19 protein-coding genes are annotated in these 15,586 nt (G+C 73.9%); 10 read left to right on the top strand and 9 right to left on the bottom strand.

Annotated features, from left to right (window positions below; translation table 11 throughout):
* Window positions 1–33 precede the first annotated feature (33 nt).
* Window positions 34–921 (top strand): NAD(P)-dependent oxidoreductase, encoded by an 888-nt coding sequence (locus RIU97_RS27460; protein WP_404960248.1) that lies wholly within the window; start codon window positions 34–36, stop codon window positions 919–921.
* 30 nt (window positions 922–951) lie between these two features.
* Here the strand turns inward: RIU97_RS27460 and RIU97_RS27455 are convergent, their stop codons facing one another.
* The 3 genes from RIU97_RS27455 to RIU97_RS27445 all read right to left on the bottom strand — a co-directional run bounded on the left by RIU97_RS27455 (window position 952) and on the right by RIU97_RS27445 (window position 3,339).
* Window positions 952–1,752, bottom strand: a complete 801-nt coding sequence (locus RIU97_RS27455; RefSeq protein WP_404960247.1) for an EI24 domain-containing protein — start codon at window positions 1,750–1,752, stop codon at window positions 952–954.
* Window positions 1,753–1,829: 77 nt separating this feature from the next.
* Window positions 1,830–2,252: an organic hydroperoxide resistance protein gene (locus tag RIU97_RS27450; RefSeq protein ID WP_030711289.1), complete on the bottom strand. Its 423-nt coding sequence runs from the start codon at window positions 2,250–2,252 to the stop codon at window positions 1,830–1,832.
* A 64-nt stretch (window positions 2,253–2,316) separates the two neighbouring features.
* Window positions 2,317–3,339, bottom strand: coding sequence for an NADP-dependent oxidoreductase (locus RIU97_RS27445; protein WP_404960245.1), 1,023 nt, complete (start codon window positions 3,337–3,339; stop codon window positions 2,317–2,319).
* A gap of 95 nt (window positions 3,340–3,434) precedes the next feature.
* Between RIU97_RS27445 and RIU97_RS27440 the strand changes: the two genes are divergently transcribed.
* Window positions 3,435–3,860 carry a MarR family winged helix-turn-helix transcriptional regulator gene (locus tag RIU97_RS27440; RefSeq protein ID WP_404960243.1) on the top strand — a complete coding sequence of 142 codons (426 nt, stop codon included), beginning with the start codon at window positions 3,435–3,437 and terminating at the stop codon, window positions 3,858–3,860.
* A gap of 35 nt (window positions 3,861–3,895) precedes the next feature.
* Here RIU97_RS27440 and RIU97_RS27435 read toward each other — a convergent pair whose 3' ends face one another.
* Window positions 3,896–4,615 (bottom strand): hypothetical protein, encoded by a 720-nt coding sequence (locus RIU97_RS27435; RefSeq protein WP_404960242.1) that lies wholly within the window; start codon window positions 4,613–4,615, stop codon window positions 3,896–3,898.
* 78 nt (window positions 4,616–4,693) lie between these two features.
* Here RIU97_RS27435 and RIU97_RS27430 point away from each other — a divergent pair, with 78 nt between their 5' ends.
* Window positions 4,694–5,293, top strand: coding sequence for a hypothetical protein (locus RIU97_RS27430; protein ID WP_404960240.1), 600 nt, complete (start codon window positions 4,694–4,696; stop codon window positions 5,291–5,293).
* On the opposite strand, the gene RIU97_RS27425 is transcribed toward RIU97_RS27430, so the two are convergent.
* Window positions 5,290–6,000, bottom strand: a complete 711-nt coding sequence (locus tag RIU97_RS27425) for an esterase/lipase family protein (protein ID WP_404960238.1) — start codon at window positions 5,998–6,000, stop codon at window positions 5,290–5,292. The two genes, RIU97_RS27430 and RIU97_RS27425, sit on opposite strands and share 4 nt — an antisense overlap.
* A gap of 211 nt (window positions 6,001–6,211) precedes the next feature.
* Between RIU97_RS27425 and RIU97_RS27420 the strand changes: the two genes are divergently transcribed.
* Window positions 6,212–7,249 carry a rod shape-determining protein gene (locus RIU97_RS27420; protein ID WP_404960237.1) on the top strand — a complete coding sequence of 346 codons (1,038 nt, stop codon included), beginning with the start codon at window positions 6,212–6,214 and terminating at the stop codon, window positions 7,247–7,249.
* The gene (locus RIU97_RS27415; protein WP_404960236.1) at window positions 7,246–8,883 is read left to right on the top strand and encodes a GAF domain-containing protein; all 1,638 of its coding nucleotides are present in this window, start codon (window positions 7,246–7,248) and stop codon (window positions 8,881–8,883) included. Before RIU97_RS27420 ends, RIU97_RS27415 begins: the two co-directional genes overlap by 4 nt.
* A gap of 16 nt (window positions 8,884–8,899) precedes the next feature.
* Here the strand turns inward: RIU97_RS27415 and RIU97_RS27410 are convergent, their stop codons facing one another.
* A complete protein-coding gene (locus tag RIU97_RS27410) occupies window positions 8,900–9,340 on the bottom strand; it encodes an Lrp/AsnC family transcriptional regulator (RefSeq protein ID WP_383568405.1) in 441 nt (146 codons plus the stop codon).
* A gap of 69 nt (window positions 9,341–9,409) precedes the next feature.
* Here RIU97_RS27410 and RIU97_RS27405 point away from each other — a divergent pair, with 69 nt between their 5' ends.
* The 4 genes from RIU97_RS27405 (at window position 9,410) to RIU97_RS27390 (ending at window position 12,328) form a co-directional block, all read left to right on the top strand.
* Entirely contained in the window at window positions 9,410–10,195 is a 786-nt protein-coding gene (locus RIU97_RS27405; RefSeq protein WP_404960234.1) for a LysE family transporter, read from the top strand.
* A gap of 103 nt (window positions 10,196–10,298) precedes the next feature.
* On the top strand, window positions 10,299–10,502 hold the full coding sequence (locus RIU97_RS27400; protein ID WP_404960233.1) for a hypothetical protein: 204 nt from the start codon (window positions 10,299–10,301) through the stop codon (window positions 10,500–10,502).
* Entirely contained in the window at window positions 10,460–10,969 is a 510-nt protein-coding gene (locus RIU97_RS27395) for a hypothetical protein (RefSeq protein ID WP_404960232.1), read from the top strand. Before RIU97_RS27400 ends, RIU97_RS27395 begins: the two co-directional genes overlap by 43 nt.
* Before the next feature lie 9 nt (window positions 10,970–10,978).
* On the top strand, window positions 10,979–12,328 hold the full coding sequence (locus RIU97_RS27390; protein ID WP_404960231.1) for a carboxyl transferase domain-containing protein: 1,350 nt from the start codon (window positions 10,979–10,981) through the stop codon (window positions 12,326–12,328).
* Here RIU97_RS27390 and RIU97_RS27385 read toward each other — a convergent pair.
* The gene (locus RIU97_RS27385; protein ID WP_404960230.1) at window positions 12,325–12,516 is read right to left on the bottom strand and encodes a hypothetical protein; all 192 of its coding nucleotides are present in this window, start codon (window positions 12,514–12,516) and stop codon (window positions 12,325–12,327) included. The two genes, RIU97_RS27390 and RIU97_RS27385, sit on opposite strands and share 4 nt — an antisense overlap.
* A 58-nt stretch (window positions 12,517–12,574) precedes the next feature.
* Entirely contained in the window at window positions 12,575–13,408 is an 834-nt protein-coding gene (locus tag RIU97_RS27380) for an AraC family transcriptional regulator (RefSeq protein ID WP_404960229.1), read from the bottom strand.
* Window positions 13,409–13,456: 48 nt separating this feature from the next.
* On the opposite strand from RIU97_RS27380, the gene RIU97_RS27375 reads away from it, so the two are divergent.
* Window positions 13,457–13,819, top strand: coding sequence for a cupin domain-containing protein (locus RIU97_RS27375; RefSeq protein WP_404960228.1), 363 nt, complete (start codon window positions 13,457–13,459; stop codon window positions 13,817–13,819).
* Between the two features lie 405 nt (window positions 13,820–14,224).
* Here the strand turns inward: RIU97_RS27375 and RIU97_RS27370 are convergent, their stop codons facing one another.
* Window positions 14,225–15,565 (bottom strand): MFS transporter, encoded by a 1,341-nt coding sequence (locus RIU97_RS27370; RefSeq protein WP_404960227.1) that lies wholly within the window; start codon window positions 15,563–15,565, stop codon window positions 14,225–14,227.
* Between the last annotated feature and the right edge of the window lie 21 nt (window positions 15,566–15,586).

The raw sequence follows: 15,586 nt of genomic DNA, 5'->3' as shown, positions 1-15,586 counted from the left end.
AGCGCCTCACAGCCTGCCAGCAGGCTAAGCGCCATGACTGACAACACACCCCAGCACTCGCTCACCCTGCTCGGACTCGGCGACATGGGCACCGCCCTCGCCCGCACCTGGCTCGCCGCCGGACACCGGCTCACCGTCTGGAACCGCACCCCCGCCAAGGCCGGGCCACTGGCCGCCGAAGGGGCCGCCGCCGCCCCGAGCGCGGCCGCGGCCGTCGCCGCGAACCGGCTGGTCGTGGTCTGCCTGCTGGACGACGCCAGCGTCGGCGCCGCCCTGGACGGCATCGACCTGACCGGCAAGGACCTCGTCAACCTCACCACCGGCACCCCGGCCGAGGCGCGCGCCCGGGCCGCCTGGGCCGAGGAGCGCGGCGCCCGGTACCTGGACGGCGGGATCATGGCCACGCCGACGATGATCGGCGTCCCCGAGGCCGGCGGGTACGTCTTCCATAGCGGCTCGCGCGCGCTCTTCGATGCCCACCGGGCCGTCCTGGAGGTCCCGGCCGGGGCCCGCTTCGTCGGCGAGAACCCCGGGCACGCCGCCCTGCACGACGTGGCGCTGCTCAGCGCGATGTGGGGGATGTTCGCCGGCATCTCGCAGGCCTATGCGCTGACCGAGGGCGAGGACATCGCCCCGAAGGACCTGGCTCCGCTGCTGTCCGAGTGGCTCGGCGCGATGGGCTTCTTCGTCGGCAACGCCGCCGAGCGGCTGACCTCGCGGGACTTCACCTCGGGGGTGGTGTCCAACCTGGCCATGCAGGTCGCGGGCAGCGGCACCATGCTGCGCACGGCGCAGGAGCAGGGCGTCAGCACCGAGCTGATCTCCCCGTACGTGGACCTGCTGCGGCGCCGGCTGGCCGCGGACCCGGCCGCGCACGGCGGGGAGGACACGACGGGGGCCATCCTGCTGCTGAAGCGGTAGCCGGCCCGGGTCCGGGCCGCGACCGGGCGGTTACGAGTACGCGGGCGGCGGCGGTCCGAAACCCGCGGGGGTGGTTTCCGCGGCCGGAGCCTCGTCGGTCCGCAGGAGGTCGCGCGCCATGAGGGTGGCCCCGGCCACCGCGCCCGGCATCAGGAACACCGCGACCAGCGGTACCAGGAACGACAGCACCAGCGGCACCCCGAAGCCGAGCACCAGCATCCGCCGCGACCGCAGCAGCTCCAGCCGCTCGGGCAGGTCCACCTTGCGCCGCTGCAGGGCCACGGCGGTGAGTTCCTGGGTCAGGAAGTACCCGGAGACGCAGAACCCGAGCGCGGGGACCACGGTCTGCCCGATGACCGGGATGAAACCGAGGGCGAAGAGCAGGATCCCGTAGAGCAGCACGCGCGCGAGCACCTTCACGCTGTCCCGGGCCGAGATCCACAGCTCCTGCCAGAGCGGCAGCCCGGACTGCGGGACCTCGCCGCCCTCGCTGCGGTCGACCTGCTCCGAGAGGGACTCGTAGAAGGGCTGGCCGATCAGCAGGGTCACGGCGGTGAAGGTGATCACTGCGAGGAAGAGCCCGAGGCTGAAGACCAGCGCGGTCAGGAAGCCGCGGAAGAGGCCGATCCACGGCCTGGACCAGTCGTCGGCGAAGGGGGTGGCCCAGGCGGTCAGATCGTCGGCCCCGTAGCCGAGCCCGATCAGCGCGCCGGCGTAGAGGACCAGCGAAACGAGCCCGGGCAGCAGCCCGAAGCCGAACCACCGGCCGTGCCGGAACACCCATCGCTGTCCGGCCAGCAGATACCGGAAGCCCCCCGCAAGATCGCGCATGGGGCCAGTTTAAGGCTGCGGTGTACGGCGAAGGCCGCACCCCTGGCGGAGTGCGGCCTTCGCTGAGCGGTGCCGGATCAGACGGCGAGCTCGACGGTGATGTTGCCGCGGGTGGCCTTGGAGTACGGGCAGACCTCGTGGGCCTTCTCGATGAGGTCCTTGGCGGTGGCGGCGTCCACGTTGGGGATCACGGCGGAGATCTTGACGATCAGGCCGAAGCCCTCGTCGTTCTTGCCGATGCCGACCTCGGCGGTGACCGTGGAGCCGGAGATGTCGGCGTTCACGTTCTTGGCGACGACACCCAGGGCGCCCTGGAAGCACGCGCTGTAGCCGGCGGCGAACAGCTGCTCCGGGTTGGTGCCGGCGCCGCTGCCACCGAGCTCCTTCGGCGGGTTCACGACGACGTCGAGCTGGCCGTCGTTGGTGGCGACGCGACCGTCACGGCCGTTCTCGGCGGTGGCTATGGCGGTGTACGCGACGTCGGACTGCTGGATGGACATGTAAGGAAATCCTCCTGGTAATCGCCGCGACTCGCGCCCACGGTCACGACGGTGTGCAGTGAGCCTAACCGGTGAAGGAAACGATCATCTTTCCGGTGTTCTCGCCGCGCAGCATGCCGAGGAAGGCGGACGTCGCGTTCTCGACGCCGTCGACGACCGTCTCGTCGTACCGGAGCTCACCGGAACGCAGCCATCCGGCGACGTCCTGGACGAACTGCGGCTGCAGGCCGGCGTGGTCGTTGACGAGGATGCCCTGGAGCCGCAGCCGCTTGCCGATGACCTGCATCAGGTTGCGCGGGCCGGGGGCGGCCTCGGTGTCGTTGTAGCCGGCGATCGCGCCGCACAGGGTGGCCCGGCCGTTCACGTTCAGGGAGGAGATGGCGGCCTCCAGGTGGTCGCCGCCGACGTTGTCGAAGTAGACGTCGATGCCCTCGGGGGCGGCGCCCCGCAGCTGCTCCGCGACGGGACCGTTCTTGTAGTTGAAGGCGGCGTCGAAGCCGTACTTCTCCGTGAGCAGCGTCACCTTCTCGTCCGAGCCGGCGGAGCCGATGACCCGGGAGGCACCCTTGATCTTGGCGAACTGGCCGACGAGGCCGCCGACCGCACCGGCCGCGCCGGAGACGAAGACGGCGTCGCCCTCCTTGAAGGAGCCGACCTCGAAGAGGCCGGCGTAGGCGGTCAGGCCCGGCATGCCGAGGACGCCGAGGTAGGCGGAGAGCGGGGCGAGCGAGGCGTCCACCTTGGTGGCGAACTTCGCGTCGAGCTCCGCGTACTCGCGCCAGCCCAGGTGGTGCAGCACGTGGTCGCCGACGGCGAAGCCCTCGGCGGCGGAGGCGACGACCTCGCCGACGGCGCCGCCCTGCATCGGCTCGTCCAGCTGGAACGGCGGGATGTAGGACTTCACGTCGTTCATCCGGCCGCGCATGTAGGGGTCCACGGACATGTGGAGGTTGCGTACGAGGATCCGGCCGGCGGCGGGCTCGGCGGACACGGGGGCCTCGCGCAGGGCGAAGTCCTCGGCTACGGGCCAGCCCTGCGGGCGACGGACGAGGTGCCACTCGCGGCTCACGGCGGGGATCTCAGACATGGGGCGCTCCTGGTAAGAACGAATTTGCTTCACTAGGTGAAACAACCATGCGCCTGGATATTTCATGTTGTCAAGTAAATGGGTACGCTGTTTCCATGCCCAGTCGTCGCATAGACCCAGTGACCGTCGAGGTCGTCGAGCTCATCGGCGACGTCGTGGCCCGCTACCACATGGAGTACGAGCACGCGGCCGCCAGCCACCAGCTGACCGGCGCGCAGGCCAAGGTGCTGAACATGCTCTCCCTGGAGCCGACCCCGATGCGCCGCATCGCCCAGAAGCTGAGGTGCGAGCCCTCGAACGTGACCGGGATCGTCGACCGGCTGGAGACCCGCGGCCTGGTCGAGCGCCGCCCGGACCCGGCCGACCGGCGGGTCAAGCTGGCCGCCCCCACCGAGGAGGGGCTGCAGACCGCGGAGCGGCTGCGCGAGTCACTGGACTTCGCGCGCGAACCGCTGGCCGGACTGTCCCCGGCGGAGCGGGCGATGCTGCGGGACCTGCTCAAACGGATGCTCGACGGCTAGGCGGGTGGACGGGCAGGGGGCAAGGCGCCCCCCGGTCAGTCGGCCCAGCAGAGCATGCCGAGGAAGCCGCAGTCCTTGGACGGCGTGGGCGTGGGCTTCGGCGGGACCGGGGGCGGCGGCGTCTGCGCGGTGCCGGTGACGCTCTGGGAGGGCCTGCCCGACGTACTCGGCTGCACGGATCCCCCCGGGCCGGGGGTTCCGGACGCCGGCCCCGACGTCGCGGGGGCGGGGGCGGACGGGCTCGGGCCCGGCTGGGTGACGTCCCCGGAGGGCGCCCCGGACCCGGACTTCTTCGTGCTCGCGGGGGCGGCTTTGGTGGTGGCCTTCCCGGACCCCGTGGGCGCCCCGGCCGTCGGCGCGTCCGGCAGCGGGGCGGGCTGCTGCGGGCCGTCGTCGGTCAGCACCACGGTGGCGGCCCGGTCGGTGCGCTGCCCGTCCGTGGCGATGTGGGCCACCGCCAGCGAGCCCCCGAGCGCGACCGCCAGGCCGAGCCCGATGGTCAGCACGGTCCGGCGGCGTCTGCGGTGCGTGGCCCGGCGGCGCGCGCCGGGCCTGCGCTCGTTCGGGGCGGACAGCACGACCAGCGAGTCCGCGAACACGTCGGCCAGCACCGGCGGCGGCTCCGGCGCGGGCGCCACGGGGGCGGCCTGCGCGGCGACGGGCGCGGCGGGCATCAGGTACTCGGCGGGCGTTCCGCATCCGGCGCACGCCAGTGCGCCGTTGAGGTGCCTCCGGCATGCGTGGCAGTAGTTCATGGCGCCCGCAGGCTACGTGGTGAGCGGCAACATCCGTATTCCGAGAACGTAAGGATCCTGTGTGGAATCGTTCCTTCCATGACTTCCTTCGGTCCCGCCGCCTTCCAGTTGGTGCTGTTGCGGCGGATGTCGGATTTCCAGCCGGAACTCGCCGACGAGGCCCGCCGCCGCCTCGGCGCCTCGCTCGCGGACCAGCGGGAGGCCAACAAGCACTGGCAGGCGATGGTCAGGTCGCCCCGCTCCCGCGGCGCCCTGGCCCGGTACCGGTCGGTGCTCGGCCCGCCGGAGTCCGCCGAGCGCCGCACGATCGGCGATCTGGAGTGCGAGGCCCTGCTGTGGCCGCTGCCGCTCTGGCCGGACCTGCGCTTCGAGGTGCTGGCCGCGCCGGACGGGGCGGTGTGGAACGAGTGGCTGGTCCGCGCCCCGGGCGCGCGGGGGCCCGTACTGGAGTCGCCGGACGACCTGCGGCCTTGGTCGGCGACGGTGGACGAGGTGGCGCGGGCCTTCGCCCCGGTCCGGCCGATGGAGGGCACCGCCCCGACCCGCTGGCGCCTCGCCTTCGCCGCACGGGGCAGGCCGTGCGTGGCGGAGTTCACGTACGGCCTGCTCCAGCGGGTCGCGGTGGACGGCGTGGTGGACGGCGTGGTGGACGGCGCCCGGGAACCGGACGGTTCCTAGGAGGCGAGGAAGGCGCGGACGCCCGCCGAGGTGCCGTCGTCGCCGAGCAGGTCGTTGTGCTTGAGGCAGCCGACCGGGGCGTTGGCGGCGCCGGTCAGCGGGACGCTGTCGTCCGGGTTGACCACCTCGTCGCAGTTGGACCAGAAGGTCGCGTACTTCACCGCGCCCGGGGTCTCGTCCCCGCCGTTCAGGTTCTTCACCACGTACGACCCGGGGGTCATGTCCCGGCAGGCCTGGTCCCACAGGGCGCAGGCCCACGCGGTGGAGGTGCCCCGGTTGGCGCCGGCCAGCGACACCCAGTGGTCCACGGTGGCCGTGCCGCCGCCGAACTTCACGTACCAGCGGCTCACGAGCGAGCCGAAGGAGTGGGAGACGACGTCGACGCGGGCGGCTCCGGTGTCCCGGCGGACCTGGTCGACGTAGGCGGCGAGCCGCCCGGCGAGGACCTCGTTGACGGACTGGTGGGTGTCGTAGCCCCAGGAGAAGAGCTCGGAGTCGGCGTACCCGGCGGCGCGCAGGTCCCCGCGCAGGGCTCCCCAGACGCCCGGATCGGCGTTGTAGCCGTGCACGAAGATCACCGGATTGCGCGATGACGCCCGGTCAGAGGCGGGGGCCGGGACCCGGTCGGCGGCATGGGCCGAGATCGGCGCCAGCAGCGCCAGGCAGAGCGTCAGGAGCGCGAGCAGTCTCTGTCGGGCCGTCAGCATCGGCTCCCCTTTACCTTGTTACGCGTGAGTAGCGCGTGCGGTGCGGGCATGGTGCTGCCTGTCGGTACAGAAATCCACCCCCATGCAGGCGCGACGCACCCCCGGCCGGAGCAGCCCAACGGGCGGTTAGACCCAAACGTCCGAGATGATATGAAAAGTGACCGGCATTTCCGCCGGTCCGCTTGCGTCAGCGCTCTCGGGAGGATCTGCCGTGACCGTCAGTCTTGAGCAGTTGCGCCGCTGCCACGTCGCCGTCGACCTGGGGGCGGCGAGGACCCGCGTGTACGTCAAGGGCGCCGGCCTCGTGGTCGACGAGCCCAGCGTCGCCGCGGTCAATACGCGCACCGGCGCACTCATCGCCGTCGGAACCTTCGCCGAACGGATGACCGGCCGCACGCCCGACTACATCCGGGTCGTGCGCCCCGTCTCCGGCGGCACCGTCGTCGACATCGAGATGGCCCAGCGGATGCTGCGTCACCTCCTCGGCGAGAAGCTGCGGCGCGCCCTGCGCCGCAAGCCCCGGCTGCGGGCCGCCGCCTGCACCCCGCACGACGCGGACCCGCTGGCCCAGCGGGCCACCGTGGAAACCCTCGTCGGGCTCGGCGCCCGCCGCGTCGAACTGGTCGACACCCTGATCGCGGCGGCCGTCGGCTGCGGACTGCCCGTGGAGCAGCCGACCGCGACGATGATCATGGTGTGCGGGGCCGCGGCCACCCAGGTCGCCGTCCTCTCCCTCGGCTCGATCGTCACCGCCGAGCGGATCCCGGTCGGCGGCGAGGCCATCGACCACGCGGTCGTCCAGCACCTGCGGCACGCGCACGAGCTGATGCTGCCCAGCCAGGCCGTCCGGCCGCTCCAACTGGCCCTGCACGGCAACGGCATCACCTCCGAGGGCCCGGCCTCCACCCTGATCCACGGCCGAGACGTGGCCACCGGACTGGCCCGTTCCGTCCACGTGGACACCGCCGCCGTGCGGGACGCCATCCACACGCCGCTGACCGCCGTCCTCGACGGCATCGGCAAGGTGCTGCGCGACTGCCCGCCGGACCTGGTCGCGGACCTGACGGACCGGGGGATCATGATGGTGGGCGGCAGCGCCCTGCTGCCGGGCCTGGACCAGATGCTGCGGGACGCCACCGGAATGCCCGTCGCCATCGCGGAACGGCCGGACGTGTGCGCCGTACTCGGTCTCGGCGCGATGCTCGAAGGGAAGATCGCCCCCATGGTCCTCAACCCGCTGTCCGAATGACGGACCCCGGGCACGAGCCCGAGGAAGGCCCCGGCGGGAGGCCGGGAAAGGAACCCGCCGAGGAGTTCGACGCGGAGTCCGACGAGGAGTCCGACGAGGAGGGCGCGAGCCTTCCGGTGCTGCTGGAGGCCGTCCTCAACGTCGGCTCCGAGCTGGAACTGCACGCCACCCTCCAGCACATCGTGGACTCGGCGACCGAGCTGTGCTCGGCGCGGTACGGCGCGCTCGGGGTCGTCGACCCCGAGCGCGCCCGGCTGACCGAGCTGTTCACGGCCGGTCTGACCGAGGCGGAGCGGACAGCGATCCCCCGCCTCCCGGACGGGCGCTCCGGGCTGCTCGGAGTCCTCATCAGCGACCCGCGCCCGCTCGTACTGGACGACCTCACCCAGGACCCCCGGGCGGCCGGTTTCCCGCCTGGGCACCCTCCCATGCACAGCTTCCTGGGCGTCCCGATCCGGGTGCACACGGAGGTCTTCGGCAACCTCTACCTGACCGAGAAGCGCGGCGGCGGCCCGTTCACGGACGAGGACCTCGCCCTGCTGCGGGTGCTGGCCTCGCAGGCGGGCATAGCGATCGGCAACGCCCGGCTGTACGAGACCGCGCGCCGCCGGGAGCGCTGGATCGACGGCGCCGCCGCGGTGACCACGACCCTGCTGGCCGGACGCCCCGCGGCCGACGCCCTGATGTGCGTGGCCGAACGGGCCCGGCTGCTCGCGGACGCCGCGGCCGGCGTGGTGCTCCAGCCGACCCCCGAGGGCGGCATGGAGATCGTCGCCGCCTCCACCCACGGGGACCCCGGTGACCTGGTCGGCACCGCGATCGCCCCCGGCAGCCCGGTCCTCGCGCAACTCCTCGGCGGCGAGCCGGTCTTCATAGAGGACTCGGCGACGGACCCCCGGATGACCACCCACGTGCGGGAACGTTTCGGCCCGAGCATGATGCTCCCCCTCCAGAGCGGCGGCCAGCTGATCGGCACCCTGGCCCTGCCGCGCGCCCGGGGCGGCCCCCCGTACGACGCGGTGGACCGGCTGCTCGCCTCGCAGTTCGCCTCCCAGGCCGCACTGGCCCTCGTCCTCGCGGACGCCCAGCACGACCGGGAGCAGCTCGCCGTGTACGAGGACCGCGACCGGATCGCGCGGGACCTGCACGACCTGGTGGTCCAGCGGCTCTTCGCCACCGAGATGATGCTGGAGAGCACCCGGCGGCGCGCCGCGAACTCCCCGTCCGGAGACACGGTGGGCGACGAACTCAGCCACGCCGTCGACGAACTGGACTCCACCATCCAGGAGGTCCGCACGGCCATCTTCGCCCTCCAGCAACCGCCGACCGAGGCCCCGACCACCTTCCGGGGACGGGTCCTGCGCGAGACGGGCGGGGCGGCCGTCCTGCTCGGCTTCCAGCCGTCGGTGCACTTCGCGGGCGCGGTGGACGCTCTGCTGCCGGATCCGGTCGCGGCCGACCTGCTGGCCGCCCTGCGCACCGCCCTGGCCGCGGCGCACCGGCGCAGCGGGGTCACCTCCATCGAGGTGGTGGTGGACGCGACCGCGTCCCGGGTCCGTCTGACGGTGGCGGACGACGGCCGTACGGAGTCGGGCACGCGGGGCACGTCGGTGACGTGGGAGTCGGCGCTGTAGGAGGCCGGGGACACCCCTACGTCTGGCCGGGGCGCTTGGCGGCGCGGAGGGCGAGCCGGGTGTTGGACTGGGCCACGCCCGCCTCCCGCTTCAGCCGGCGGAGCAGCCCGTCGAGGGCGGCGGGGTCGGCGGCCCGGGCGCGTACGAGGTAGTCGTGCTCGCCGGTCACGTGCACGGCCTCGGTGATCCCGGGGAGCTTGGCGACCTGCCGCTCGAACTCCTCGTTGGTCGTGTCCTGGCGCAGGGTGACGTCGATGAAGACGACGAGCCCGCCGGCGGTGTCGGCAGCCGGATCCACCACGACGGTGAACCCGCGGATCACCCCCTCCCGGCGCATCCTCCGCACCCGGTCGGCGGTGGCGTTGGCGCTGAGGCCGACGCGGACGCCGAGGTCCCGGTACGAGATCCGCGCATCCTGCTGCAGGATGCCGAGGATTTCCCTGTCGAGGCGGTCCATACCGCGATTCTCGCAGCCGGGTCCGGTATTCGCGCGCATCCCCCGAGAGCCGGGGCCGACCCTCGCCGTATGAACGAACTGATGACACCGGCCCTGGCGGGCGCGGTCGCGGGCCTGGGCGTGGCGATGCCGATGGGGGCGATGAGCGTACTGCTGCTCCAGGAGGCCGTGCGGCACCGCCGTACGGCGATGGCCGCGGCCGCGGGCATCGCCGTGGTCGACCTCGGCTACGCGGCCCTCGCCACCGCCGTCGGCCCATGGGTGGCCTCCCACGTCTCCCCGGTGGAAGCCTGGGTCCGCCTGGTCTCGGCCGCCATCCTCCTCACCATCGCAGCCCACGGCCTCTCGTCCTCAGCCCGACCAGGACCCACCCCAGCCCCGCCCGAAACCATTCCAGCTCCGCCGCCACCCCCAGCCCCGCCGGCGTTTGAGGCGCGGGGTCCGGGGCGGAGCCCCGATCTTTCAGCCCCGCCGGCGTTTGAGGCGCGGGGTCGGGGGCGGAGCCCCGGCAACGGCGCCGCGCCCGGCACGCGAACCGGCACCGGCACGCGCCCCGCGGCAAAGGCATTCGCGCGCTACCTCGGCCTCACCGCCCTCAACCCCACCACCGCCCTCTACTTCGCCGCCCTCACCACCGCCCAGGGCGCCACCCTCGGCACCGGCCCGGCCGGAGCCGCCTTCCTCCTCGGTGTCGGCGCGGCCTCGCTCCTCTGGCAGCAGGCGCTCGTCGTGCTCGGCTCGCTCGCCGGCACCCGCATCTCCGACACCGCCCGCGTCTGGACCTTCCGCCTCGGCTACGGCCTGGTCGCCGCCTACGCCCTGAAGATCGCCTTCCCCCTCCCGTCCCTCGGATGACACGGCACCGAGGGACGGCTCGGGGTGACCTGGGGGTGACCTGGGGGGTGCTCTCGGGTGATGCCGGATACGGCCCGGCAACCCCGCCGAACATGATCGGTGCATGACCAATCCACCACAGGGGTACCGCCGGACGACCGTCACACGGGCCGCCTTCCTCGCCGCACCCCTCTGCATGCTGGCCTACGGGATCATCCGGCTCAGCGACCCCGACCACGGCCCGGGCCCCGCCTGGACCGCGGGCCACATCGCCCTGCTCCCGGCGTGTCGCTGTTCGCCGTGGTCTTCCCGGCCCTGCGCCGGATGACCGGGCCCACCACCCGGGCGGGCCGGCTGAGCGCGTCCGCCGCCGCCCTGCTCGGCCTCACGGGCACCCTGGCGGTCGTCGTCCAGGCCGTCATCGACCTCGTCGTCGGCTTCCGCGCCGCCGACCGGCCGGGCATGGAAAGGCTCTTCGAGGAGGTCCAGAACCACCCCGGGGTGCTGCCCGCCGTCTACACCGTCGGCCCGGTGCTCTTCTACGCCGGCCTCGCCTGGCTCCTCGTCCAGCTCGCCGTCCAGCGCCGCGTCGGCCCCTGGCGCCCCGTCATGGTGGTGCTGGGCACGGCCACCACGGTCGTCAGCCTCGACCTGCTCCCGCTCGGCGCCCTCCTCTTCGCCGCGGCCCTCTTCGCCGCGGCCCTCTTCCCCCCGGCCCTCTTCCCCCCGGCCCGCCCCCTGGACGCCCACCTGCCCCTGCGCAGCACCGTTCGCGATCGGCACCGCACCCCCTAGGGTGACCCCGTGACGACGAACCGCCTCTCGGCCCGCGCGGCCATCGCCTCCGTGACCGACCCCGGCAGCTTCGCCGAACTCCCCTCCCCCCGGCGGGAGTCCCCCGCCGACGGCCCCCTGGCCTGGACCGGCTACGACGACTCCCGCGCCCGCGCCGCCGACCGCACGGGCGAGCACGAGTCCGTCGTCGTCGGCACCGCCCGCATCGGCGGCCGCGAAGCCACCGTCATCTCCTTCGAGTTCGGCTTCCTCGGCGGGTCCCTCGGCGAACGCACCGGAGACCGGCTCGAAGCCGCGTACACCCACGCCCGCGCGCACCGCCTCCCCCTCGTCTCGCTCATCGCCACCGGCGGCTCCCGCATGCAGGAGGGCATGCTCGCGCTGACCCAGCTCCAGCGCGTGGCCCGGCAGAGCGTCCTGACGCGGGCCGCGGGCCTCCCCCAGCTGGCCGTCCTGCGCGATCCGACCACCGGCGGCGGCTGGGCCACCCTCGGGGCCGGGGCCGACGTCGTCCTCGCTCTGCCCCGTGCCCAGGTCGGCTTCGCCGGCTCCCGGGTGCGCCCGGCGGACGCGGATCCGGCGGCCTACTCCGCCGAGGGGCAGTACGCCGCCGGTCACGTGGACGCCGTGGTCCCCGCCGCCGAACTGCCCGGCACCCTCGCCGACTGGCTGCGCGTGCTGGCCGCACCCCGTCCCCCCGGGCCCGTCGAGCCCCCGGCCGCGCTGGCCGACGTGGCGCCGCCGGCCACCGGCTGGGACGCCGTCCGCCAGGCCCGTCACCCGGACCGCCCGCGCGCCGGGACGTACCTGGACGCGTACTTCGAACTCCGCCTGCCCCTCTCCGGGGACCGGGCGGGCGGCACCGACCCCGGCATGCTGTGCGGTTTCGGGCTGCGGGAGGGCCGGGCCGTGGCCTACGCCGCCCAGTGCGGCACCGCCACCCGCCCGGCGGGCTACCGTACGGCCGCCCGCGTCATACGTCTCGCGGACCGGCTCGGCATCCCCGTGCTCACCCTGGTGGACACCCCGGGCGCGGCCAACGACGCCGCCGCCGAACACGCGGGCGCGGGCGCGGCCATCGCGGACACCTTCGCGGCGCTGGCCGGCGCCTCCGTCCCCGTCACCACCCTGCTGATCGGCGAGGGCGGCTCGGGCGGCGCCCTCGCCCTCGCCGCGCCGGGCAACACCTGGGTCACCCCGGACAGCTACTTCTCGGTCATCGCCCCGGAGCTGGCGGCGGCCATCCTCAAGCGCCGCCCGTCGGCCGCCCCGGCCACCGCGGACCAACTCCGCATCCGCCCCCAGGACCTGGTGGCCCTGGGGGTCGCCCGCGGCATCGTCGGCGGGAGGCAGCCCTAGCGGTTCCGGCGCGCCGGCAGCCGGACGTCCATCCGGCACAGCCGCGTCACCTGCTGGGCGAGCTCGTTGTCGTCGCTGACCAGCAACAGGGACCGGTTCTCCTTCGGGGCCGCGACGGCGGGCGGCACGAGCATGCCGGAGAGCGCGGCGGCGGCTGCCGCGGTGCTGGCGGGCGTACGAAGGCGCATGAAGGCCAGAAAGAGGAAGGCCGTGCAACGCGAGGGCAACGAACCGGCCGGCTCCCCTTCACATCCGGCCGGATCGGGCGAACCGCGCCGGGCTGATCCCCACGTGCCGCCCGAAGTGCCGTGTCAGGTGCGCCTGGTCGTAGAAGCCCGCGGCCGTCGCCGCCTCGGCCGGCCGCATCCCCGCCAGCAGCAGCCGCCGCGCCAGCGCCACCCGCCGCCCGGTGAGGTAGGCGTGCGGCGGCAGCCCGTACGCCGTCCGGAAGCTCCGGATCAGGTGGGTGGGGTGGACGTGGCCCAGCTCCGCCGAGGCCTCCTCCAGGCCGAGCCCCTCGGTCACGCGCGCGTCGAGCAGCTCGCGCAGCCGTACGGCGAGCCCCGTACCCGGCACCCCGTACGCCGCCGGCGCGCGCCCCGCGAGCCACCGGTGCAGCCGTTCCCATACGAAGGCCAGCCGCGACTCGGCCTCCAGCCGCTCGACCGCCCCGGCCGGCAGCTCCCGCGTGCCGAGCGCCCGGTGCAGCCCGTGGACTCGCTCCCGCAGCACCGGGTCGAGCAACAGCGGGGCGTCGACGGCGGCCCCGGTGAGGCTCTCGGGCAGGACGGTGGCGTCGAGGTAGAGGTTGCGCTTGCGGAAACCGGCCTCGGTGACGGTCCGCCCGTCGTGGACCACCCCGGGCGGCAGCAGGATCACGGAGTCCCGGACCCCGGCGCCGTGCCGCTCGCGGTCCAGCGCGAAGTCGACCCGCCCGCCGTCCAGGATCATCAGCGTCCAGGTGTCGTGCACGTGCGCCGGATAGGCGTGGTCGGTGAACCGGGCGTGGAAGACCTCGGCGATCCCCGGGACCGGCGGCTGCCAGGCGGAGACGGTGCTGCGCGGACGTATCGCGGGCATGCCAGGAACGTACAAGACCGCCCGCGTTCGCTCCGGCAGGCTGCCCGCATGACGACACACAAGGTCAACATCGCCGAGAAGCTGGCCGGTTTCACCGAGCAGTGGGCCCCGCACCGCATCGCCCGCGTCAACGACTACGAGGTCAAGGCCGCCAAACTGCAGGGCGAGTTCGTGTGGCACAGCCACGAGGACACCGACGAGCTCTTCCTGGTGGTCAGCGGCACCCTGACGATCCGCCTGCGCGACGGGGACGTGGTGCTGGGCCCCGGCGAGATGTACGTCGTCCCGCGCGGGGTGGAGCACTGCCCGGCGGCGGACGAGGAGGCGTCGATCCTCCTGTTCGAACCGACCGGCACCACGAACACCGGCAGCGCGGGCGGCGACCGCACCCGGGACCCGGTGGACGCGTAGCCGCCCCGGCGGTTTGGCTCCAGCCTGGGAATGCCGCCCGTCTCCCGGTGCCGCGCCACAGAGGCGGCAACGCCCGGCACCGCCCCGCGCACCGCGGACTCCGCCGGGGACGGGTGTGTGCCGGGGCGCTCCCCGCAGGGCGCCGGTGGCCTCGCCGGCCAGAACACAGCAGCCACAGACTCCGCCGGGGACGGGTGTGTGCCGGGGCGCTCCCCGCAGGGCGCCGAACGCAATCCCCTCGGCCCTCCGACCCCCCGCCACGTTCGGCGCCCGAGGAGACGCCCCGGCGCGCGCCCGGCCCCACCCCTCCCACAGGCCCCGGCACGGGCACGGCCCCCCGCCGGCAGGCAGCACCGCACCGCCCGGCCCAGCGGTCCCAGCGGCTTGGCCCAGCGGTCCCAGCGACTAGGCCTGCGGGGACCGCGCGTCGTAGCGGGCGAAGTTCCGCCACCGCAGCGCGAGCAGGCCCAGTACGAGCACGCACGCCAGCCCCCCGCCCGTGACGGCCACGGTCGGGGAGGTCAGGTCGGCGGTGCTCCCGGCGATGAAGTCCCCGAGCCGGGGCCCGCCCGCGACGACCACGATGAAGACGCCCTGGAGGCGGCCGCGCATCTCGTCGGGCGTGGCCGCCTGGAGCATCGTGCTGCGGAACACCATCGAGACGGTGTCCGCGGCCCCGGCGAGGGCCAGGAAGAACAACCCGAGCCACAGGTTCCGGGTGAGTCCGAACACGGCGATGGCCAGTCCCCATCCGGCGACGGAGAGCAGGATCGCCAGCCCGTGCCGCTGGATGCGGCCCTGCCAGCCGGAGAACAGCCCGCCCAGCAGCGCCCCGGCGGCGATCGCGGCCACCATCAGGCCGACCGTCTTCGCGTCGCCGCCGTACCAGAGCGCGGCGGCGGCCGGGAACAGCGCCTTCGGCTGCGCCAGCACCATCGCGGCCATGTCGGTGAAGAAGGTCATCCGGATGTTGGGCCGGGTCCCGAGGAAGCGCAGTCCGTCGACGACGGAGGCCCGCCCCCGCGCCTCCTCGCCCCGGTCGGGCTTCATCGACGGCAGCCGCCACATCGCGTAGAGGGCGGCGGTGAAGGTCACGGCGTCGATCAGGTACGCCCACTGGTAGCCGCCGAGGGCGACGATCAGCCCGCCCAGCGCGGGCCCGACCATCGTCCCGAAGGTCATGGTCACGGAGTTCAGGGCGTTGGCGGCGGGCAGCTGCTCGGCCGGCAGCAGCCTCGGGATCATGGCGGACCGCGCCGGTCCGGTGAGCGCCCCGCACACCGCCTGGAGGGCGACGACCCCGTACAGGAACCAGACCCGGTGGTAGTCGAGGAGCGCGGCCCCGGCGAGTGCGACCGACAGGGCGGCGGCGCCGAGGGAGCTGTAGAGGCCGAGCTTGCGCCGGTCCACGGTGTCGGCGATGGCGCCGCCGTAGAGCCCGAAGACGACGAGGGGGACGAGCGAGAAGAGCCCGACGAGACCGACGGAGAAGCTGGACCCGGTGATGTCGTAGACCTGGAGCGAGATCGCGAGGGCCGTCATCGCCTGGCCGACCCAGGAGATCGTGCCGCCGACCCACAGCCGCCGGTAGTCCGCGGACGTGCGCAGAGGGGTGAGGTCGGCGAATATTCGCCGCCGGGGGCGGGTGGGAGCGGTCGTCGGGGGCACAGGGGATCCTAACCGCCGGCGGTCCGGCGCCCCGAGGGGCTGTTCCGTGGCTTCACACACCGGCAACAGTCGCCCCATCCGGCCCCGCGGTCCCGCCGC

It is taken from the genome of Streptomyces sp. 147326, assembly GCF_045000215.1.
Taxonomy (GTDB): Bacteria; Actinomycetota; Actinomycetes; order Streptomycetales; family Streptomycetaceae; genus Streptomyces.
This window is presented reverse-complemented; position numbering and strand designations above follow the sequence as displayed.